Source organism: Wolbachia endosymbiont (group B) of Parapoynx stratiotata (assembly GCF_947250635.1).
In the GTDB taxonomy this organism is placed as follows: Bacteria; Pseudomonadota; Alphaproteobacteria; order Rickettsiales; family Anaplasmataceae; genus Wolbachia.
Genome location: NZ_OX366335.1, coordinates 23,681 through 44,787 on the forward strand (window position 1 = coordinate 23,681; position 21,107 = coordinate 44,787).

The 21,107-nt window shown below is 33.5% G+C and carries 20 protein-coding genes, 1 tRNA gene and 1 pseudogene; 6 read left to right on the forward strand and 16 right to left on the reverse strand.

The genetic code is table 11. The features are described from left to right. The first annotated feature begins 8 nt into the window (after positions 1–8). Positions 9–986, forward strand: a complete 978-nt coding sequence (locus OOT12_RS00125) for a quinone oxidoreductase family protein (protein WP_264375150.1) — start codon at positions 9–11, stop codon at positions 984–986. Positions 987–1,113: 127 nt separating this feature from the next. Here the strand turns inward: OOT12_RS00125 and dapA are convergent, their stop codons facing one another. The 9 genes from dapA to elbB all read right to left on the reverse strand — a co-directional run bounded on the left by dapA (position 1,114) and on the right by elbB (position 7,880). Continuing rightward, positions 1,114–1,995: a 4-hydroxy-tetrahydrodipicolinate synthase gene (gene dapA / locus OOT12_RS00130; protein WP_264375149.1), complete on the reverse strand. Its 882-nt coding sequence runs from the start codon at positions 1,993–1,995 to the stop codon at positions 1,114–1,116. Between the two features lie 9 nt (positions 1,996–2,004). Continuing rightward, on the reverse strand, positions 2,005–2,487 hold the full coding sequence (gene ssb, locus OOT12_RS00135) for a single-stranded DNA-binding protein (protein ID WP_006014313.1): 483 nt from the start codon (positions 2,485–2,487) through the stop codon (positions 2,005–2,007). A 68-nt stretch (positions 2,488–2,555) separates the two neighbouring features. Beyond that, positions 2,556–2,629: transfer RNA gene (locus OOT12_RS00140), tRNA-Arg, on the reverse strand. A gap of 12 nt (positions 2,630–2,641) precedes the next feature. Continuing rightward, positions 2,642–3,430, reverse strand: coding sequence for a hypothetical protein (locus tag OOT12_RS00145; RefSeq protein ID WP_010407002.1), 789 nt, complete (start codon positions 3,428–3,430; stop codon positions 2,642–2,644). Then, positions 3,427–4,035, reverse strand: a complete 609-nt coding sequence (locus OOT12_RS00150) for a hypothetical protein (RefSeq protein WP_010406999.1) — start codon at positions 4,033–4,035, stop codon at positions 3,427–3,429. Before OOT12_RS00150 ends, OOT12_RS00145 begins: the two co-directional genes overlap by 4 nt. Before the next feature lie 4 nt (positions 4,036–4,039). After that, complete coding sequence (locus OOT12_RS00155; protein WP_010406997.1) at positions 4,040–5,479, reverse strand: hypothetical protein; 1,440 nt, start codon at positions 5,477–5,479, stop codon at positions 4,040–4,042. Between the two features lie 270 nt (positions 5,480–5,749). Beyond that, positions 5,750–6,676, reverse strand: coding sequence for a 4-hydroxy-3-methylbut-2-enyl diphosphate reductase (gene ispH, locus OOT12_RS00160; RefSeq protein WP_264375147.1), 927 nt, complete (start codon positions 6,674–6,676; stop codon positions 5,750–5,752). A gap of 58 nt (positions 6,677–6,734) precedes the next feature. Further along, a complete protein-coding gene (locus OOT12_RS00165; RefSeq protein ID WP_264375146.1) occupies positions 6,735–7,043 on the reverse strand; it encodes a hypothetical protein in 309 nt (102 codons plus the stop codon). 138 nt (positions 7,044–7,181) lie between these two features. Further along, the gene (gene elbB, locus OOT12_RS00170; RefSeq protein WP_264375145.1) at positions 7,182–7,880 is read right to left on the reverse strand and encodes an isoprenoid biosynthesis glyoxalase ElbB; all 699 of its coding nucleotides are present in this window, start codon (positions 7,878–7,880) and stop codon (positions 7,182–7,184) included. A gap of 141 nt (positions 7,881–8,021) precedes the next feature. On the opposite strand from elbB, the gene OOT12_RS00175 reads away from it, so the two are divergent. Then, positions 8,022–9,023 (forward strand): glycine zipper family protein, encoded by a 1,002-nt coding sequence (locus OOT12_RS00175; protein ID WP_264375144.1) that lies wholly within the window; start codon positions 8,022–8,024, stop codon positions 9,021–9,023. Positions 9,024–9,078: 55 nt separating this feature from the next. Here the strand turns inward: OOT12_RS00175 and OOT12_RS00180 are convergent, their stop codons facing one another. Then, a complete protein-coding gene (locus OOT12_RS00180; RefSeq protein ID WP_264685173.1) occupies positions 9,079–10,311 on the reverse strand; it encodes an IS256 family transposase in 1,233 nt (410 codons plus the stop codon). Positions 10,312–10,860: 549 nt separating this feature from the next. Here OOT12_RS00180 and OOT12_RS07420 point away from each other — a divergent pair. Continuing rightward, positions 10,861–11,770: pseudogene (locus OOT12_RS07420) on the forward strand (transposase). Positions 11,771–12,143: 373 nt separating this feature from the next. Beyond that, positions 12,144–13,319 carry a hypothetical protein gene (locus tag OOT12_RS00195; protein WP_264375143.1) on the forward strand — a complete coding sequence of 392 codons (1,176 nt, stop codon included), beginning with the start codon at positions 12,144–12,146 and terminating at the stop codon, positions 13,317–13,319. 24 nt (positions 13,320–13,343) lie between these two features. On the opposite strand, the gene thyX is transcribed toward OOT12_RS00195, so the two are convergent. The 4 genes from thyX to acpP form a co-directional block, all read right to left on the reverse strand. Continuing rightward, positions 13,344–14,186 (reverse strand): FAD-dependent thymidylate synthase, encoded by an 843-nt coding sequence (thyX, locus tag OOT12_RS00200; protein WP_264375142.1) that lies wholly within the window; start codon positions 14,184–14,186, stop codon positions 13,344–13,346. A 9-nt stretch (positions 14,187–14,195) separates the two neighbouring features. Beyond that, the gene (gene murA / locus OOT12_RS00205) at positions 14,196–15,473 is read right to left on the reverse strand and encodes a UDP-N-acetylglucosamine 1-carboxyvinyltransferase (RefSeq protein WP_264375141.1); all 1,278 of its coding nucleotides are present in this window, start codon (positions 15,471–15,473) and stop codon (positions 14,196–14,198) included. Between the two features lie 228 nt (positions 15,474–15,701). Then, complete coding sequence (gene fabF, locus OOT12_RS00210; protein ID WP_264375140.1) at positions 15,702–16,973, reverse strand: beta-ketoacyl-ACP synthase II; 1,272 nt, start codon at positions 16,971–16,973, stop codon at positions 15,702–15,704. 6 nt (positions 16,974–16,979) lie between these two features. Then, positions 16,980–17,240 carry an acyl carrier protein gene (gene acpP, locus OOT12_RS00215; protein ID WP_264375139.1) on the reverse strand — a complete coding sequence of 87 codons (261 nt, stop codon included), beginning with the start codon at positions 17,238–17,240 and terminating at the stop codon, positions 16,980–16,982. A gap of 127 nt (positions 17,241–17,367) precedes the next feature. Between acpP and OOT12_RS00220 the strand changes: the two genes are divergently transcribed. Together OOT12_RS00220 and OOT12_RS00225 are read left to right on the forward strand one after the other, a co-directional pair. Continuing rightward, positions 17,368–18,150: a polyprenyl synthetase family protein gene (locus tag OOT12_RS00220; protein ID WP_264375138.1), complete on the forward strand. Its 783-nt coding sequence runs from the start codon at positions 17,368–17,370 to the stop codon at positions 18,148–18,150. After that, entirely contained in the window at positions 18,143–19,012 is an 870-nt protein-coding gene (locus OOT12_RS00225; RefSeq protein ID WP_264375137.1) for an FKBP-type peptidyl-prolyl cis-trans isomerase, read from the forward strand. Before OOT12_RS00220 ends, OOT12_RS00225 begins: the two co-directional genes overlap by 8 nt. 72 nt (positions 19,013–19,084) lie before the next feature. Here the strand turns inward: OOT12_RS00225 and hslU are convergent, their stop codons facing one another. Together hslU and hslV are read right to left on the reverse strand one after the other, a co-directional pair. Further along, positions 19,085–20,536 (reverse strand): ATP-dependent protease ATPase subunit HslU, encoded by a 1,452-nt coding sequence (gene hslU / locus OOT12_RS00230; protein WP_264685280.1) that lies wholly within the window; start codon positions 20,534–20,536, stop codon positions 19,085–19,087. Position 20,537: 1 nt separating this feature from the next. Further along, positions 20,538–21,092, reverse strand: coding sequence for an ATP-dependent protease subunit HslV (gene hslV, locus OOT12_RS00235; protein WP_026092657.1), 555 nt, complete (start codon positions 21,090–21,092; stop codon positions 20,538–20,540). Positions 21,093–21,107: the final 15 nt, after the last annotated feature.

Consider the following 21,107-nt stretch of genomic DNA (forward strand, 5'->3'; position numbering starts at 1 on the left):
CATTTATCATGGTTAGAGCTATACAAATTAAAAAAACTGGGGGGCCAGAAGTATTAGAATTTGTAGATAAGAATATAGGTGAGCCAAAAGGCGAGGAAGTCTTAATAAGTCATACAACTATCGGCTTAAATCGTTATGATTTAGAACACAGAAAAGGTACACGCAAAATTAAAGATCTGCCATCAGTGCTTGGAGTGGAAGCAGTTGGGGTTATTGAAAAACTTGGTAAAAAAATCAGTGATGGATTCAAAGTTGGAGACAGAGTTGGATATTGCACAGCTCCTCCAGGGGCATATTGTGAAAAGCGCATTGTACACCAGAAATATTTGATAAAAATTCCGAATGATATACCTGATGAAGTTGCTGCTGCAGTGCTGTTTAAAGGTATGGCAGCTCACTATTTAGTTAATCAATCTTATAAAATCAGGCCTGGTGCTTTTGTCCTGGTTCATGGAGCTAATGGTGGTTTAGGGCAAATAATATGCCAATGGGCAAAGGATAAAAAAGGTGTAGTGATAGGTTCTGTGAGCTCTGATGAAAAAATGAAGATAGCTTTACAAAGTGGCTGCACATACGCAATCAACTATAACGATAAAGACTTCGTTTCTAAAATTATGGAGATTACAAAAAATAGAGGAGTAGGTGCAGTGTATGACCCTATAGGTTACGCTACAAGCAAGCTCTCTTTTGAATCTTTAGGTAAGTTTGGCATATATGTTTCCTATGGGCAGATATCAGGTAATGCTCCTCTTAGTTTTTCTTTACTTAGTTCACGTTCGTTATTTGCAACTGGAACTTCGATATATCACTATAAGTATGATAGATTCACATTAGTGCTTACTGCAATGGAAATTTTTGAAATGATAAGAAAAAAACTTTTAATTGTACGAATTAATAAAAAATATAAATTTGATGAAATAATAGAGGCTCATCGTGACATAGAAAATAGAAAAGTAAGTGGGCTGAATATTATCAAAGTTTCTTAAATAACTTAGTAACCTAAAATAATTATTCATTAAGTCATATCAACAAGAATTTCACATGGTTAGTTTTCTTATAACAAGTTAGTTTATTTGATGCAGGTGTAGAAGTTGATGATGTGTGTTCCTAGCTTTAGCTATTAGTCAATTCTTTCCATCCAAGAATCATTTTATTAGCTTGCCTCAATGTTTCAATAGAAGGCAAGTCTTCTGTGCTTAGTGGTAGACGAACAGTTTTGTGTTCTATAAGCCCAATGTCATGCAAGAGTGCTTTAGTAGGTATTGGATTGCTGGCAGTAAATAGAGTTTTGCAAGCTTGTTGCCAACTGTCTGCCTGAGGGTTCTCGCCACTCATGCATTGCTTAACATATTCATGTACTACACGTGGCCAAACATTGGCAGCAACAGAAACCAGACCAGCCGCACCCTTAGCAGCCATATCGGGTATCATATTATCATCTCCGCAAAAGACCTCAATATTTGGTTCAACTTTCTTATACTGAGTTAAAGTATCAACGGTGCCACTTGAATCTTTGATAGCCCAAAATTTTTCGTGGCTGGATAAGTTGCGTACAGTTTCAGCGTGAAGACTCACTCCTGCTCTTGATGGAATATTGTAAAGCATGGCTGGCACATGTGCTTTTTCAAGCAGCTTTTCAAACCATAAAGTTTGCCCCATGATTCCAGGTTTTGCATAAATGGGAGTTGTCATTAGATAGCCATGAATAGGCATACCCTTGCAAAAATCAAGCCATTCAAGAGTCTGATATAGATTCACTCCTGGTACACCAATTATAATTTTCGTATTTAATTTTAGCTCACATACAAATTCAACTAATGTGCGCTTTTCAGAATCAGTAAGTGATAAGCTTTCACCTGTGCTACCTAGCAACACTACACCATTTTCAGCTTCAGCTTGCATTGTTAGTAAACGCTGCAAGCTTTGGTAATCTATACTATCTCCACTGCAATTAAAAGGAGTAACACAAGCAGTCCATAAAAATGTAGATTTCAATTGAAGTTATTAAAATGGTATTTCATCATCGATTAGTTCGTCTTTTATATCGTTGTCAAAACTTCCGTGTTTATCTTTTTGTTCTGTTTCATTTTGTTTGTATTCACTTGGCTTGTAATCAGAGTTTGACATACTGTTTCGTGAATCTAAAAGGGTAAGGGCACTATTAAAGTTATATAGCACCACCTCTGTCGTATACCTTTCGCTACCATTTTGGTCAGTCCATTTTCTAGTTCTCAGAGAACCTTCAACGTAAACTTTACTACCTTTGCGCGCAAAATCCTTAACAATTTTTACTAATCCTTCGCTAAAAATTACAATATTATGCCATTCTGTCTTTTCAGAGCGCGTACCAGAAAATTTGTCAGTCCAACTTTCAGACGTGGCTATTGAAAAACTTGCCATCTCTTTTCCATTTTGTGTAGTCCTAATTTCAGGATCTTTTCCTAAATTACCAACTAATATGACTTTATTTATAGTACCACTAGACATAATTATGCTTTAAAATAAATCTCTTTATTATCTTATGTGAGAGTATTATTGTCAAATTTAATTAAAAACGCGCTTGGAGGGATTCGAACCCACGACCTTTGCCTCCGGAGGGCAACGCTCTATCCAACTGAGCTACAAGCGCAGATGTATTAGATTATTTAATAGATAAACTATCTAAATCAAATTTTTGTTCTGGATAAAGCGTAAACATAATACCTCCATGTCCAAAATGTACATTTTTAGAATTGCTTATCCGTTCTTTTGTTATCTTTTGGTTTACAGCCCATGAAAAAGTTACATAATTTTCAGTTACTGAGTGCACTTTTAAATCCTTAGTATTTATAAACAACTTTCCATTTACCCATATTTTCCATGTATCGGGGGAAAAGTATAAAATTGAATCTAAACTGACTACTTTACAATTGAAATTTTCTTCCTCTGTAACTCCTGAAGACTGTAAGTTAAACTTTTCCATCTCACTAACTATTCTATTAACCTGCTCTTCATCAAAAAAAATGCTTTTTATGCTACCATATTGCGATAAAGTACTCTCTGCTGCCTCTTTTATTATATCGTCTCGATCTATATAATAATTGTTGATAAAAAAACACTCCTTCGCACGCAAATTTGCTATATCAATGAAGTCATTTATTTCTTGATTTCCAACTTTTAAAATACTTTTTAAGTACTTCTTTTCTATAATCATTCCATCATTAGAATGATGACAGACCATTTCATCATTGCCTTGTCTTTCTATATATACACATAAATTTTCACTATTTAACCCTAATATTTTATGCTCAATAAAATCTTCATTACTAATATGCTGTTGGCAAGAATATTTTTTACAAATCCCTATATTTTCTACAAGATCTTCGCAATTGCAATATGCACTAAAATTAAAAAATAGCAGCGTAAAAATAAAAAACAACTTTATATTCATCTACTTAATATGGTATACCAATCAAAAACTATACTAGCTCTCACTATCTCTATCATATTACCACTTAAAATCTGGTTTATAACTTTAGCATCTATATTTCTCTGCTTATTCAAGGTAAGAGATCTGATCATAACATAACCAGGAAGATTTGGAATAGACTGTAGAAATAAAAAAATATGCTTATCGCTAATTGAGCTTAAACTTAGAACCACTTCACTTCTTATTACTTTTGTATGTTCACTTTTATTGTGGAGTTCAGCTTCTTCAGGTATAGAAATTGATATTTCAGGTTCTAACATGTAGTGTTTTTTATATAGCTTGTTAAGCTCAAAATTTAAATTTGTAATGTATCTGCTACTATGTAAATTTGAAGAAGAAATTCTTTTCCATAAATCTAGGTTTTTATTTAGAACGACTTCTTTCTTTTGAATTTCAATGATCTGTAAATTAATAGAGCGTATTTCTTCAGCTGCAGTTTGATTTTTATTATAAACCTTTTTGTTATAGATAATAAAACACGTTGATAACCCTATTAATACAATAGATAACAATAAGTAATATATGCACTGAATTGTAGCTTTTCTTTTTAGTTGAGAGATAGTCATCAATCTACATTGCCTCTCCTATTTCAACATCAATAGATAGATTTTTCTCTTTAGTAGTAGGTAAGCTAGAAATACTAATATCATGAGTACGGAAATTATCGTTTAAATTTTTCTGTAGTTTCTCGTATTGATAAGAAATGTCTTTACCAGATTGAAAATTAAACCTTAAAGTTGTGGTAATATAACTTTTTGCCTCATTATAATTCCACTCAAATAATTGAAGCTCTACATCTGGTACTTTTAGCTTTTCTACATACTTAACTTGTGTGAGAGGAGAGTACTCTATTTTTGATAAAATATTATTGATATTAATAAAATCGTAAACTTCATCTATCTTTTTTACATTATAGCTTTGGCTAAGTTTTATTAGTTTGTTATTTAAAGCACTCCGCTTTGCAGATAAATTATCAGCAATATTAAAATTCGAATACAAATTCCGCAAACAAAAGGTGTTAATTACAATTAAAGTCAAAAGGAGGTATAGAAAAATCCGAGGAGAGTTTAAATAAAGGTAATTGAATAGATAAAATTCTTTAGTTTCTTTTGTATTAAAAACATCTGTTGGCTTATTCTTAAAGCTATGGAACAAAATTGTAGTATCACAAAAGCTATCTTTTTCGCATATAGCTAATTCTGCTCCCAATAGTTTACCTAGCTCATATGGAGTCAATATGTTCACACTATTCTCTGAAAAATTTATAACTGATAAACTAGATTTAATAGCTTCTGATACTATGATGCAAAGGTCGATAGGGTCATTTTTTTCAAATCCAAACTTAGTTAAAGATTGAATTGTATTTTTCACTTCCTGATATATTTCACCAGCAATGATTCCTGGTAAATTATCATTAGTAAATGGTATTAAACGTGTAAATATCATTTTGTTCTCTTTAAGAACCACTTGTCTATAGCCACCTGTTTTAGTTGCAGCAACTATAATTTTCCAGTTACTAGGATCTTTGTGTAGAATCTTTTTTGCTATACTGACTAGTTCTATAGGAAACATTAATATTCCTTTAAAGTTAGAGCCTATTTCAACAAACACGTCCAACCAATATTCTATTAAATGATTTGCTTTTGATGAAACAAATAGATACCACCAGTTTTGATTAAATTTATTCGGCTTTTCGACCAAGAGAATAGAATTTATATCGTTATTATGAGCAAAATGCTCTACTTTTGTTTTTGCTGATAGATAAGCACTAATCCTATTTACTCTTGGGATAGACTGTAGCAAATAGTTCTGATCAGTGTGATTGAGAACCAGATATAAGGGTGCTTTTTTATCTGATGAGAGACATGAAATTAAGTCAGAAACAACTTTATTATTTTTGTCCTTAGCAAAATATCTTTTATTTAAAGTATCATTTTTAAAATATAGTAACATTGTGCCTTCTTTTCCTATAGAAAGCATAAACTTACTTTTGGGTTTTGACCCAAACATATTAACAAAGTGTATACTCATCTAGAATTAAAAAGGTAATTTATTGAAATTCATTAAACATTAGATGACAATATTACTTATATTATAAGTTTTTGATAAAATTAGTAGTAATATTAACCCTTTTGTATGATGAAGGTTTTTTATATTTGTGCTAGACACAACTTAACCTGACAAACGAGGATTAATTATATCTCAGCTTGATATTTTATTCTCCAACAGACTGAAAATTGAATTGAGCTAAAGACTTGATTTGACGCACGTTGTTGCACATTACCATTTAGTATACTTGAACTGAACATTTTCAGTGAATCCATCTGGCATGACTGAAACTTTTGTATTCATATTTATTTTTAAGTAATTTACTAGCTCATCAACTAATATATCAGGAGCAGAAGCACCTGCAGTAATTCCTATTTTTTCTGCGCCCTGCAACCAATTTTTGTTCATACATTTATAATTATCAATCAAATAGGCTCTTTTTCCTCTGGAAATACACAGGTCTAATAAACGGTTTGAATTTGAACTATTTTTGCTTCCTACAATTAACACTACGTCTGTAATTTTAGCCAATTTTTTAACAGCGTTCTGCCTATTTTGTGTTGCATAGCATATATCTTTTAAGTCGGGGCCTGTAATGCTTGGAAATCTGAGCTTCAGTGTAGCAATAATTTCTTTGGTATCGTCAATACTTAACGTGGTTTGTGTTACATAAGATAAATTATCTGGATCTTTGATTTGTAAATTGTATACGTCTTGCATAGTTTGCACTAGAGATATAGGATTACTTACTCTTCCTATAATTCCTTTAACTTCTGGATGATTTTCATGTCCAATTAGAATTAATTCTTTACCACTATCCTCATACCTTTTTGCCTCTTTATGTACTTTGCTAACTAATGGACATGTTGCATCAATCACTTGAACACCCTTTCTTTTTGCCTCATCCTCTATACTTTTCGACACTCCATGTGCGCTAAAGATCAATATTCCTCTATTGTCTTTAATGTCTTCTATGCTGCTTACAAAAATCACTCCTTGTTTCTTGAAGTCCTCTACTATATACTTATTATGAACGATTTCGTGTAGTACATAAACTTGGCGTTCATTTTTGTATTTCTCTAAAGTGATTGCTAATATGTCTACAGCTCTTTTAACCCCTGCACAGAAACCGCGTGGTTCAGCTAAGATAATCTCCATTTTTTAAGTAAGTATGTAAACATTGCTAAAAAGTAAGCTCCGCTCACTATGTTTCATATCATGACTGCTTTACTATAATTTCAAATTTATCATTACCAAGATTTTTGTTAATATACCAGGAACCGTCATCTTTAATTACAAATTCAGGACCCTTGAGGTCTCTTGTTATTGTCCTTCCATCTTGGCCATCCATAGCAATATGGATATCGAATGTAACGATGTCTAGATTTATTATAGCTTTTTTCCCACTGTATGAATTTAGACTAAACTTGCCCAACATGACATCATTAATACTCACTTCTCCTGCATAAGTATCACACTGACCATCTACACAACACTCACTTTTAATATAAAAAAGATCTAACATATTTAAATCTATAAAAAAAAAGAACTAAATTTATATACTAAATACAATTCATCATTAATAAGCAACTATAGATTACTTTGGCTACAGCAATAATGTAAATGGAAGTATAACATAATTAATTGTATAAGAAACTACATTTTAGAGAAATGGTTGTTTAGTTTTTTTATTAATTTTTTTCACCATACTGTCAATCATGTGTTTTATTCCTTGATATACAGAGTATATACTTTCGTCATTACGCATATAAGCAGAGCAGGAAAATACATTATGTTTTTCATCTTCTATTGATAACTCTGTATCGCATTTTATATGTTCGCCGCCGAGTTTCTCTATTAACTGTTCTTTATCGTCTCCTATAGTTACCTTAATCTTACTTTCTTCTTTACTTATCTTGCTACTTAAAATTGAAGCAATAACGGCTGGAGATATACATATAGTTCCTATTGGCTTTTTTGCAACAAAGAACTCTGAGACTAATCTTTCAAACTCAGGCATTACTGTTTTATTTTCAGCTAAGTCAGATAAATTTTTCGCAACTCCATATCCACCAGGTACAATTAGCATATCAAAATTTTCAGCTTTAGCTTCTCTTAAATCATCTATCTCACCTCTTGCAATTCTTGCTGCTTCTACAAGTACATTTCTTTTTTCTTTTACTGCCTCTTTTGTTTTGTGATCCATAACTTGTGTAATGTCAACGTCAGGAGCAAAACATGTGACTTCGACTTCCTGCTGATCAAGCACAAGCAAACTTAAAACCGCTTCTCTCACCTCTGTGCCGTCGAGGTGGCCGCATCCTGATAAAACCACAGCGGCTCTTAATTTTTTCTCACCCATAAAATACCTTGATTTCATATAATCTAGGTATTGTAATACAAATTCCATATTTGGAAAGGAGTAATTATTTTATGTCAATTATAATATAATTAATAATTAGCATATATAATTAGGCATATTTATAATTGATGGGAATTGAATATGGTACAAGGTGGTACAACAAATCCAACCAATTCGGACGAGTTCATTGAAAATGTAGTAAAATACATTAGTGAAAGAAAAGATTTGTTGGAAGCATTGAAGTCTCTATTACAAGCAAATGAATTTGTAAAAAGCGGTGAAATTTTTGACGAATCATCTATCAAGGATGTATCTGAATTGCTGATAAAAGATAAAGATCTTTTGAAGAACGCAATAGATATTGTAAAGGAGTATCTTGAGAAAGACGATAATCAATTAAAAATGCTTCTTGCGCAAGTAAGTAAAGTAAAAGGCATGGAGGAAAAGCTTGAAGCTTTAGGTAACCAACTGTTAGCTCAGGGGGTAATAAGTGGAGCAGCAGTTACAACACTAACAGGTGCACTAGCAGGTACATTAGCAATAGGGGGAGTGACTGGTGCATTAATTGTTGGCGGAGCAGCATTCGTAGGGTTTGTAGCACTAGTTGCTATAGTTGCTATTGGTTATGCTATATATCAGCATAGAGGTGAGATAAAAGAAGGAGCGATGAAAGCAGGAAAAGAAGTGAAAAGTTTTGTGAAAGATGTGATCGATAAATTGCCTACAATTCAAGCAAGAGAGAATAATTTTGAAAAGTTAATAAGCAATTTAATGGAAAAGAATCTTGAAGCTGATGAAGGAAAAAGAACAATGCTTAGTAATGAAATAAAAATAATAAAAATGCTTCAGAATCAAGAGCAGAAATCTGCTATACAAGAGTTAGTAAAGAATGGAATTATTCAAAATTTTTCAGAAGAGAAAATGGCAAGGCTTATAGCAAAAGGTGAGAGTACTCATATAGAAGATAAGAAAGAACTTGAGGAGCTTATGGAGAAATTTCAACCTGCAATTATGGCAATTGGTATTGACATAGAAGAGGTAGAACAAAAAGTTAATGACAAAGTTAAAACAGTAAAGCCAAGTCCTGAAGTGAAGAATCCAAGTTCTGAACGAGTTAGTGGAGAAGAGCAAGGAGTGAATTGATACATTTGAGGAGCGTTTTGAGGGAACGTTCAAAAAAGTGTGTCAAGCCGCATTTTTAGTTCAACTCAATTTTCAATCTATCTGGAAAGAAAATATCAAGTTGAGAAATAGTTAAAGCCCAATTAGGGAGAGCCATAATCCACTTTTGCTCTACCTTTTTTATAGCACAATATACCTGTTTGTACAAGGCATTTGTACTAGTAAATGAACCCTTAGTTTTAGTAAATTTCCTGATTTGTCTATGCAACCCCTCAATTGGATTGGTGGTGTAAATCAGCTTCCTAACTTGCCCAGAATACTTAAAATAACTGGATAAGTTTTCCCAATTGTTCTGCCAGGATTTTATAACTAAAGGATACTTCTCTCCCCATTTTTCTTCCAGCTCAAGCAGATAATTCTCAGCGATCTCTTTACTTGAAGCACGATATATTTTTTTCAAATCATTCATGAAAACTTTTACATCTTTGCTAGATACATATTTCAGTGAATTCCTTATCTGATGCACTATACATAGCTGTACTTCTGCCTTAGGAAACACACTATTTATAGCCGCAGGAAAGCTTTTTAGCCCATCAATGCAGGCAATTAGAATATCTTCTACTCCTCGCTCTTTTAGGTCATTTAGAACTCCCAACCAGAAGTTAGCTCCTTCACTTTCAGCCAAATAAAAACCTAATACTTCTTTTCTGCCATTTTGATTTATGCCCAATATATTATACATGCATTTACTTATACAATGTCCGTCCTCCTTGACCTTAAAGAACATGCCATCCATAAACACTATTGGATACACTGATTGCAGTGGGCGGCTGCGCCATTCATTGATTACTGGTAGCAGTTTATCAGTAATACTGGATATCTCTGCTGCTGATATTTTGTGGTCATATATTTCCTCAACATGTGAAGCTATATCTCTGTATCCCATGCCACTGGCATATGTGCTTAAGACCTTTGCTTCAAGTTCTGGATGTAGGCTTGTTTGCCTTTTTTTGACTATTTGCGGTTCAAAGCTTCCTTCTCTGTCTCTTGGTGTTAATAGTTCAAATGAGCCTGAACTTGTACGTAAAGTTTTTGCATTCCTTCCATTTCTTCGGTTATTTTCTTCACTTTTAGCTGACATGTGGCTTTCTATTTCACCTTCCAGACTTGCCTCTAGCAACCTTTTTATAAACGGTGTTAATGCTCCATCTCTTCCTGTCAATGGTCTTCCTTCTCGTATAGATGACAGGATATTTGTTTCTAATTCTTTATAATCTACCAAACCAGTAGTTCTATTTGCTTGACCCATATCAAACCTCCATTTTTTATATCAATTTATTACTTTTTTTTCGGTTTGACACACTTTTTTGAACGTTCCCCGTTTTGACGCAAAAATGTATCTGTCTATCTTATTTTGCCACCCTGCTAAGCGGACACAAAAAATTACTTCCGCATATTTTAAATCTCATTATAATTACAAATAGAGATATTTTAAGAGCTCAAAATCTATCTTTAGTCTGCAGACTTTTTAATCAAACTTATTAAAAATGTATTCTTCAGTGTATATCTGTCGTATGTGCACTGCATTTTTTTCTAATCTTTTTTACAGGGGGATTTTATGTCCAGAATTCCAGATATTTGACCTTTACTTTAGCTAATAAAAACCAACTGGTACCTGCGGTTTTTATAGCTACGTTTCTCAAACAAGTTTCAAATGAATAGATTTCTTGCATAACTGGAATTCAAAAGTTGATGTCATTCTAGCGCGTGACGCTAGAATCCAGTCCTTTTGTGCAAAAAACGTTGTAAAGTAACTTAGTTGGATCCCAGTGGGCTTTTTAATTGTTGAAGAAAAAATATGCCACAGAAAATGAAAGTCAGTAACCAAAACGAATATAACAAATTCCTTGAAAAAAGGGGGAATATTTTTCGTTACATCGATGAAGCTATCGAAAATTGGTATGAAAATAGTCCAAAAATGCAGGGCGGCAACTATATTTATAGTGATAAAGTTGTGATTTTAGTGCATATAATCGTCAGTTTCTTTAGAATTGGTTTAAGAAAAACAGTCGGGTTTATAAAAGGGTATTTGCAACAAATAGGAAGAGATTTGCAGCTATTCACAAGCATCAAAAAAAACTTAATATTAAGATAAATGATTGCAGGATTGATAAAAGCAACATGGAAAATATTGAAATTATCATAGATAGCACAAATTTACAGTAACACTCCTGGCCACAGTAAGGAAAACAGTGCAGATAGAAAGTACCGAAGCTACGAGCAAGTAAGAAAGTTACATGTTATGTTAAGTGTGAATAGTAAAAAAGCTATAGCTGCAAGATACAGTAATGGCGTCTACTCTGACCACTTGCGATTTGCTTGAAGAAGTTAATTTTCAGCACAAAATAAAAGCATTATATGCAGATAGGGCATACGATAGGCAAAAACTTTATAAATTGTGTAAGAAATACGATATAAAGACAAAAGTTCTACCAAAAAAGGATGCAGCAGAACATTCAAAAATAGATTATATGTCTGACAGAAATGCTGCTATTAGGTTAATAAAATTATATGGACAAGATGGTGTAAAAGAGTGGAAAAAGGAAGTACATTATGGGAAAAGATCTTATATAGAAGGATTTTTCTCAAGGTTGAAGCAAGTATTTGTTTAGGAATAAATCTGAGATAAATCGAGAAAAAGAACTAAATGCTATTTGCTTAATAAATTCACTGATATAGGTATGGCTAAATTTGAAATCATTACATGAATTTGTCGTAAACCATCACTGCTTAAGGTGCTATGCAACAAAGCCATCCCAGTGTCAGCTACTCTGATGACACCAAAGGGGCACTTGGATAGAGGCTACTTGAATAACACCATCATAAAGTGAAACTAGATTCCAGTGTCAAGCACTGGAATGACATCATCTGCTATGCAATTTACTTTCAAAAATAAACGTTCCAGAATTTCCTTCTGCTGTCATGACATCTTATTGAAGATCAAGATTTTGAATGATTTTAATGAGATGTTCTATAAAAGTGATGAGTTTGTATAATAAATATTATTATTAATATATTAATTGACTAATGGTATAAATTATTCTATTATTAAGATATATAGTTAATATCTTAATAACCAATATGCCAAAATATGTTAATCATATTGCTGAATCTACTGTATTGAAAGTCTATACTGACAAGGAGAATGCTAAAATTAGAGTGTTTTCTAAAATTAAAGATGGAGAGGTTGAGAAAACACTTTCAAAGCAGCAAATTGTAGAATTTTTAAATTTATTTACTAATATAAGGAATCAAGGAAATAAAGAAATTGCTATCAGTAAAAATATAGAACGTGGTATCGTTGAAGATATAGAAGGTATACGTAGAGAAAATGGTAGATATGTATATAAAGCGCCAGATTTATCAGCTGAAGAACAATATAATAAATTATTTGAAAGTGAGCAAGCCATTCAATTTCATTTGAATGATTTCATGTCAGATAGCATATCTGGAATTGGACAATTAAAAAGTAGATTTGAAGAAATTTTAGATTTTGACCCTGAAGAAGGGTTATGTCACCCATTAAATTACTTTATTACCTTTATAAGATTAGAGAATAGGAAAGATTTTGTTCAATTCCTCGAGTCTGGTAATATTATATCTGAACAAGATTTTATGGACTATATTGATGGAAGAAAAGAACAAACGATTGAGTTATTAATGATGCAGTTTTTATTGCAATTCTTACCTGTTCTCGATGTTCAGAGCATTGAAAGGCGAGAAGGAGATCCATTTTATGATGAGACGATATATGAACAAGCATGTAACGATTTATCTTCAACAGAGGTATGGGTCTATACTAATCAAGAACAAATCAAACGTGCTTTAAATGATGTAGAGATAGGATGCTACTTAGAATTTAGTTTTTCTTGTTATGCTTGTAATGGAGCAGATGATGAAGATGACGAGAATATTGCTCATTCTATGTTGGTATATAAAGCAGAGAATGATAAATACATATTTTTTGATCCTAGTAAAGGAGCGATTGGCTTTTGTCCTGATACAGGAGTTGCTAATTTTACATTAGAGGAAGTTTGTAGGGCAATAGAACTTGCTGTAAACCATTATTCATATAATATGTATGTTGAAAATTCTCCAGATTATTGCGAAATTTTTATTACGCTTAGAAATGCAACACTGATGTTAAAGAAAGCTGAAAAGCTTTATGAAATAACAGAAAGAACAAATTCAAAAATAATTGATATATCAGTTGATAAAGGCATGAATCAATTGTTGTTCACACCTGCAAGTCTGTGAACGTACATATCTTGATCTTTTTGGTTATTTACCAAGTATAGACATCAACTCATCCCATTCTCTTTTACCAATACCACTTTCTTCTCTCGTAACATTTTTTCCTTTTATTAGCTTGCGAATTATTTCAAGACCAGTTTTTGAAATACAGGCTGATTTTAAGGAGTATTCAATGAAAGCATTATAGGCCAGCGGGACCCATTTCTTTACTATGTCCAACATAACTTCTGCATAGACTCTAATTTCATATTGGGCGTGCTGATCAGCTCTAAGCCTTAAAAAGTGAAGAAGGTTGTGTAAATCTATTTTCCAATAAAACTGAGTATAGTAATTAAGTGTTAGATTAGTTCGGGCAATTTCCCTTGCAAGGCCCTGTTCAATAAATTTCTCATAATGAGAATATACTAAATTAGAATCATTTATTAGAGAATCTATTATTTCTTTTGAAGTACTTGAGTCAAAAGCTTCACCGCTGCCTTGTTTATTATTATCAGATTGTTTTGCAACCTGTTCTGGTATATAAAATTCATTATCAAGTATCGAATACCTTCCGGAATATTCATTCACATTTGCAGTTCTGTGTCTTATCCACTGTCTTGCAATAAAAATTGGAAGTTTCACGTGAAACTTAATTTCACACATTTCAAATGGAGTTGTATGATGATGTCTCATCAAATATTTTATAAGCGCTTCATCTTGATTTATCTGTTTTGTTCCTTTTCCATAAGAAACACGAGCAGCTTGAACTATGGCGCTATCAGAGCCCATATAATCAATCACTCGAACAAATCCATGATCTAACACCTTATGTTCTTCGTATAGAATGTCATCTATTTCTTTTACTGTAGCTCGCTTAGTTGTCTCATTCATAATATATCCTCAAGATGAAACGAAAATATCAGCCCCGCATGAATTGAGTTTTTCGTGCATTGCTTCATAGCCTCTCCATAAATGATGTGAGTTATTTATTGTAGTTTCTCCTTTAGCTACCAAAGAAGCGAGAATTAAAGCTGCTGTTGACCTTAAGTCATTAGCATGCAGATTAGCTCCAGATAGGCTCTTTGTTCCACTTATAGTAGCTTTACTTTTTTCGATGCTGATATTAGCGCCTAATTTTCTTAGCTCATTTGCATGTGCAAATCTACTTTCAAAAATGTTCTCTTCAATGATTGATATTCCATCTGCAATGCACATTGCAGACATTAGTTGTGGTTGCATATCACTGGGAAAGTTGGGATATGGATTTGTTGCAACGTGAGCAGATTTAATAGAGCTATTTTTTCTAGAAATAATAATACCATCATCATGTAACTCAACTCTGGCTCCTATAGTCTTCAATTCATTTGCAATACATTCTATATCAGACAAACTTACTCCTTCTAACTTTAGCTCGCCGTCGGTAATGATAGCAGCCAAAGCATAAGTACCGGCCTCTATGCGATCTGGTATTATTTTATGCTCACACCCATTTAATGCTTCAACACCTTCTATTGTGATTTTTGTATTATTAACTTCAATATTGGCACCCATAATCTTCAGAAACTCTATTAAATCAAGAACTTCCGGCTCGATTGCAGCATTGTTTATTATTGTTACTCCCTCTGCAAGTGTTGCTGCCATTATTATATTTTCTGTTGCACCAACACTTACTTTTTCAAATGTTATTTCTTTGCCTTGCAATTTCCCCTTTGTTGTTGCAGTTATATTACAGCTATCAATTTCAATTTTAGCTCCCATTGCTTCAAGTGCCTTAATATGAATGTCAACAGGACGTTTTCCAATATTACATCCACCAGGAAATACTGTTGAAACTCTACCAAATCTGCTGAGCATTGGACCTAGCATTAAAAAAGATGCTCGCAGTCTGCTTGCAATTTCATGTGATATTAAATAGTTATTGATATTGCTACAGTCAATTTCCAAAGTGTGATTTGCTTTATAGTCTTTATTGCATATAAAATTTACTTCTGCACCAAGACTCTTAAGCAGCTCAGACATCAAATGCACGTCAATTAAATCAGGTACGTTATGCAAAGTTATTGAAGAATTACTAAACAAGCTTGCCGCCATTATTGGCAAGACGGCATTCTTTGAACCATTAATCTTGATTTTTCCAATCAAGGGCTTATGGTTACTTCTTACTAATATTTTATGCATTTAATCAAGCGATAGAACTTATCAAGTAAGTATAATAGGTTAGCGGTAAAAGGCAAAATTTTGCTTTTTCTTCTTCTGTCATTCGAGTAGCTGACACTAGGATCCATTTCTTCATCATCATCAAAATGTTATATTTCAACATTACTTTTATGCTGACCAATTTAACTGGATTCTAGTTTCAGCTACTCGAATAACATTTTCGTAGTCGATTCAAAATAGCATAATTAACTACACCTTTCCAAAGATGAGAGACGCGTTGGTACCACCAAAACCAAATGAATTAGAAAGCGCATATTGAATTTTATGCTCTTGAGCTTTAAATGGTACAAAATTTAAATCACACCCTTCTGAAGGTTTGTGTAGGTTTAAAGTTGGTGGAACAATTCCATTGTTTAATGCAAGGATACTAAATATTGCTTCAACACTTCCTGCGGCACCAAGTAAATGTCCTATAGAAGATTTAGTCGAGGAAACAGGTATTTTATAGGCATAGTCACCGAATAACTGCTTCATTGCTATTACTTCTATTTTATCTCCAAGCGGTGTCGATGTACCATGTGCATTGATATATCCAATTTGACTTGGGCTGATTTGTGCATTCTTTAAAGCAAGCTCCATTGCCTTAAATGCGCCTCTTCCTTCTGGATGAGGTGCTGTGATATGATGTGCATCTCCTGTTAGTCCATATCCAGTGAGTTCCGCATATATTTTTGTTTTTCTTTTTTTTGCATGTTCATACTCTTCCAGCACTAATATACCTGCTCCTTCGCCCATGACAAATCCATCACGTTCTTCATCCCATGGCCTTGAGGATTCTTCAGGATTATCATTGAATTTAGTTGATAACGCCTTCATCGATGCAAAACCTGCAATTCCAACTCTGCATAACGCACTTTCTGCTCCGCCTGCAATCATAATGTCAGCTTCACCGAGTTTTATAGCTCTTGCTGAGTTTACAATCGCATGCGCACCTGTTGCACATGCAGTTACCGCTGAGTCATTTGGACCTATAAATTCGTATTTAATAGAAATATGACCAGATATCAAATTTATTAGACTTGCAGGAACAAAAAATGGGCTAACACGTCTAGGCCCCTTCTCCTGCATGGTAATTACATTTTCCTGAATTGATGGAAGACCACCTATACCAGAACCAATAGCTACACCTATTCGCTCTTTATTAATATTTTTATTTTCCAAAATTAGTGAATCATCTACTGCCTGAATAGCTGCTGCAACGCCGTAGTGAATAAAGCGATCTGTTCTTTTTAGATCTTTCTCAGAAATATAATCTAATGGATTGAAATAGTTCTCAATATCATCAGATTGCATTGGAACTTGCCCTGCAACTCTGCAAGCAAGATCAGAAGAATCAAACCTATTTGTATTGATTGCTTTGATGCCAGATTTACCTTCTTTCAGCTTTGACCAGGTGTTATTAACATCTGCTGCTAGTGGAGTAATTAAGCCAACACCGGTAACTACTACTCTTCTGCTCATTCAACATCAATTGTTTGCTTTGTTTACTACATATTCAACTATCTGTTCCATAGTTTCCATTTTTTGTGCATCTTCATCAGGAATCTCTATACCAAATTCTTCTTCAGCTGCCATGATTATTTCAACTGCATCTAAACTATCTGTGCCATGGTCTGAAAGCTTTGAAGAACTACCAAATCTCTCTACATCCTTACTGATGTGCTCTAGTATAATCTTCTTTACTTTTTCTTCTATATCTTCCCTAGTGCTTTTTGCCAATTCGCTCATTTCTTACTAAAAAATAACCTATTCTCTGATGTTATAAGAAATTTTGATGTTTGCAATAGCTTTTATGATTATATAAACTATTAAAAACTTCCTATCTCTTAGCACTCGATAGTTAATAAATTTAAAAATGCTAGACGAAACAACAAAAAATTTGCTTGTTGTAGAAGTGAATAAGCTCTTACCTGAAAATAGCGAGAATAAATTTATATCAGCTATGCGTTATGTGCTTCTTGCTCCTGCAAAACATATACGTTCTTTTTTAGTTATAGCATCTTCGTCGATATTCAACATAAAGGTTGAAAAAGCAATAACAGCAGCAGCAGCAATTGAATTTATTCATGCTTACTCTCTAATTCACGATGATCTACCATGCATGGATAATAGTGACACTCGAAGAGGCCAGCTGAGCTGCCACAAAAAATTTGGTGAAGCAATAGCAGTACTGGCCGGAGATGCACTACTTACTTTGGCTTTTGAGGTACTATCTTCGTTAAATTGTGAGATCATCAAAGTGCTCTCTCAAGCGATAGGAGTTAGGGGAATGGTGGGAGGACAGATTTTGGATATAGATGCAGATTTGAATAAAATAAAGGAAATTCATTTGATGAAAACTGCAAAACTATTTGCAGCTTCATGCGAAATAGGGGCTATAATAGGCAATGCTACAACCAAGGAGCGGAGAGCGTTATATAACTATGGAATAAATCTGGGGCTTATTTTTCAAGCTAAGGATGATATTGAAGATTATGAGCAAGATAAAACAAACAATTTAATGTCCGTGCTTGGCAAAAATGAAATGGAAAACTATATAGATAGTCTCTTTAAACAGGCCTCAGATAATTTAAGTACGCTTTCAGGGAATACTAATGACTTATATGATTTATTGAATCAAGTAAAAAAAGATGGTTAAAAAAATTATATTACAAATATTTATCTTTCTAGTAATGGTTCTCACTTTAGCTTCTGTTTTTATAATCACTATTGTTTATATAAATAAAGATAAACCGGAAAAAGAGGACAAGCTTTACGAGATAAATGCCACACATGATGGTTTAACACAGACGATAGCACGTTATCTAGTAAAGCCCATACTTGAATCAGCACTTGATCGCTATATTGAAAAGCATGGGCTAGCAGAATATTTAGAAGAAATAACACAGCAAAAGGAAGAAGAGACGATAAAATTTTATGAAATTACTGAAGGCAGCGGCAGTAAGGCTTTCTGTGGCCAAGAAGTCCTGCTACAAATGTACAAAATATCCAACAATCTGGCAGCATTACCAAGTCAAGTCTCTGATATTACTCTGAGAATAGGTGAAAAAGAAGTGAGTTTAGGGGTAATAGGTATGAAAGAAGGTGGAGAGCGTGTAGTTACTATTGCCGCTGATGACAACAAAATGAGTTTTAACTCTTATTACATCAAACTGATTGAAGTAAAAGATAAATATCCTGATTCAGTAAATAACCTAATGATTTTTAATGACTTAATTAACAAAACTAGAAAACAAGTAAAGTGTGGTGATGAGATATCGGCTCAATATAGCATAAAGAGATATAATGGTGAGTATATAGTCAAAGATCAAACAGTGCAGTTTAAAGTTGGTGACAGAAAAATGCCGCTTGCTATAGAACTTGGAGTTGTGGGAATGAGAGCTGGTAATAAAAGAACAGTTCTTTCTCCACCTGATCTTTTAACTGATGTGTTAACAAAAGGCATAGATTGTGATATTGCAATAATTGATTTAAGCTTGAATTCTACTATTGAAAAATAGCTTAAAGAATTACGAAGTAAGAAAAAATAAAACTTCTTGAGTGCTATATATTACTTAAAGAAAAAGTTTCTTCTAAAGTATAAACTTAGATAAATCAAGCTGCTTTGAAATTGATTCAAGCTTATCTCTTACGTGCTTGCTATCTATAACAAATTTCTCATTATTTTTTTCAGAAGCGATAAAACTTATTTCATCTAAAAGCTTCTCCATGACAGTATGAAGTCTTCTTGCACCTATATTTTCTACTTCTCTATTAACTGTAAAAGCTATTTCAGCTATAGTTTCTATACCATCATCAGTAAACTCAAGTGTTACATTTTCCGTTTTCATTAAAGCTATGTACTGTTTTAACAAACTAGATTCTGGTTCCTTTAATATTTTTATTAAATCCTCTTGAGTAAGTGCCTTAAGTTCCACTCTAATTGGCAATCTACCCTGTAATTCTGGTAAAAGATCGGATGGTTTAGACAAATGAAAAGCACCAGATGCAATAAATAATATATAGTCTGTTTTTACGGTGCCATACTTAGTTGAAACAGTTGTTCCTTCAAGTAGTGGTAACAGATCACGTTGCACTCCTTCTCTGTTGACTTCACCTTTTATTTCTGTACGTGCTGCAATTTTATCTATTTCATCCAAAAACACTATACCTTCATTGCTAACAAGATCAATCGCTTCTTTGATTATCTTGTCTTCATCCATTAACCTTTCGCTTTCTTCATTAATCAATATTTCACGCGCTTCTTTCACTTTAACTGTAATAGTTTTTGTTTTTTTGTTCCCATTAAACATCTTACCCACTATTTCTGTTACGTTCATCACGCCAATTTGCCCACCTGGCATACCATGTATATCAAAAGTGGGTAGCATACCCTTGCTCTCCCTGACGTTAATAGAAACTTCTCCATCTTCAAATTCCTTATTTCTCAGTCTTTCTCTGAAAACTTTTTTGCTTTCCTCGGTTGCATCTTCACCAACCATGGAGTTGACTATTATCTTTTCAGCCAAACCTAAAGCTTTTTTAGTTAAGGCTTTACGTGCTTTTTCCTTAACTAAAACTATTGCTGCATCAACTAAATCACGTATTATCGAGTCAACATCACGTCCAACATATCCTATTTCAGTAAATTTCGTTGCTTCAACTTTTATAAAAGGTGCACCAGCAAGCTTTGCTAAACGGCGAGCTATTTCAGTTTTACCAACTCCCGTATGGCCTATCATGAGTATATTCTTAGGTATAATCTCTTCACGTAGTGGAAGTGGGACTTTATTTCGACGCCAACGATTTCTGAGTGCAATAGCAACAGCGCGCTTTGCGTCATTCTGTCCGATTATAAATCTATCCAACTCTTTAACTATCTTCTGTGGTGGTAGATCATCTAATAAAGCTTGTGAGCTTTGGATGCTGCTACTTTCTGTACCTTCATTTTCATAGAGGCCGTTTTTTTTATTGCAGTCATCATTATTATCAGATTGACCTACTACAGGTTGACCAGAAGAATTGGTACACAAAGTTCTTGACATATTACTCCTTTATTTTTTCAATAATTAGATTATGGTTTGTATAAACACATATATCGGCAGCTATCTTCATAGCCTTTTTTGCAATCTCCTCTATTGATATTCCTTCAACGTCAATCAAAGCTTTTGCTGCAGATAAAGCAAAATTTCCTCCAGAGCCAATGGCTGCAATGCCATCTTCAGGTTCAAGAACATCACCCGTTCCTGTAATGACCAATGAAATGGACTTGTCTGCCACGATCATCATAGCTTCTAATTTTCTTAGATATTTATCCATTCTCCAGTCTTTTGCAAGTTCAACACATGCCCTCATTAACTGTCCTGGGTGCTTATCAAGTTTAGATTCTAGCCTTTCGAAGAGAGTAAATGCATCAGCTGTTGCTCCAGCAAAACCGGCAATTACGGAATCACCAGAAAGACGCCTAACTTTTTTTGCTCCAGATTTTATAACGGTATGGCCTAGCGAGACTTGCCCATCACCTATTACTACTACATTTTTGTCTCTTCTAATTGACAGTATAGTAGTACCATACATTTTACTGCTGTCATGATGAATCATTTTTTTGTTATTTTA

Bases quoted from the DNA above. Each gene is read 5' to 3' on its own strand.
- OOT12_RS00125 (WP_264375150.1), top strand. From the start codon at position 9: ATGGTTAGAGCTATACAAATTAAAAAAACTGGGGGGCCAGAAGTATTA.
- ssb (WP_006014313.1), bottom strand. From the start codon at position 2,487: ATGTCTAGTGGTACTATAAATAAAGTCATATTAGTTGGTAATTTAGGA.
- OOT12_RS00145 (WP_010407002.1), bottom strand. From the start codon at position 3,430: ATGAATATAAAGTTGTTTTTTATTTTTACGCTGCTATTTTTTAATTTT.
- OOT12_RS00150 (WP_010406999.1), bottom strand. From the start codon at position 4,035: ATGACTATCTCTCAACTAAAAAGAAAAGCTACAATTCAGTGCATATAT.
- OOT12_RS00155 (WP_010406997.1), bottom strand. From the start codon at position 5,479: ATGTTTGGGTCAAAACCCAAAAGTAAGTTTATGCTTTCTATAGGAAAA.
- ispH (WP_264375147.1), bottom strand. From the start codon at position 6,676: ATGGAGATTATCTTAGCTGAACCACGCGGTTTCTGTGCAGGGGTTAAA.
- OOT12_RS00165 (WP_264375146.1), bottom strand. From the start codon at position 7,043: ATGTTAGATCTTTTTTATATTAAAAGTGAGTGTTGTGTAGATGGTCAG.
- elbB (WP_264375145.1), bottom strand. From the start codon at position 7,880: ATGGGTGAGAAAAAATTAAGAGCCGCTGTGGTTTTATCAGGATGCGGC.
- OOT12_RS00175 (WP_264375144.1), top strand. From the start codon at position 8,022: ATGGTACAAGGTGGTACAACAAATCCAACCAATTCGGACGAGTTCATT.
- OOT12_RS00180 (WP_264685173.1), bottom strand. From the start codon at position 10,311: ATGGGTCAAGCAAATAGAACTACTGGTTTGGTAGATTATAAAGAATTA.
- OOT12_RS00195 (WP_264375143.1), top strand. From the start codon at position 12,144: ATGCCAAAATATGTTAATCATATTGCTGAATCTACTGTATTGAAAGTC.
- thyX (WP_264375142.1), bottom strand. From the start codon at position 14,186: ATGAATGAGACAACTAAGCGAGCTACAGTAAAAGAAATAGATGACATT.
- murA (WP_264375141.1), bottom strand. From the start codon at position 15,473: ATGCATAAAATATTAGTAAGAAGTAACCATAAGCCCTTGATTGGAAAA.
- fabF (WP_264375140.1), bottom strand. From the start codon at position 16,973: ATGAGCAGAAGAGTAGTAGTTACCGGTGTTGGCTTAATTACTCCACTA.
- acpP (WP_264375139.1), bottom strand. From the start codon at position 17,240: ATGAGCGAATTGGCAAAAAGCACTAGGGAAGATATAGAAGAAAAAGTA.
- OOT12_RS00220 (WP_264375138.1), top strand. From the start codon at position 17,368: ATGCTAGACGAAACAACAAAAAATTTGCTTGTTGTAGAAGTGAATAAG.
- OOT12_RS00225 (WP_264375137.1), top strand. From the start codon at position 18,143: ATGGTTAAAAAAATTATATTACAAATATTTATCTTTCTAGTAATGGTT.
- hslU (WP_264685280.1), bottom strand. From the start codon at position 20,536: ATGTCAAGAACTTTGTGTACCAATTCTTCTGGTCAACCTGTAGTAGGT.
- hslV (WP_026092657.1), bottom strand. From the start codon at position 21,092: ATGATTCATCATGACAGCAGTAAAATGTATGGTACTACTATACTGTCA.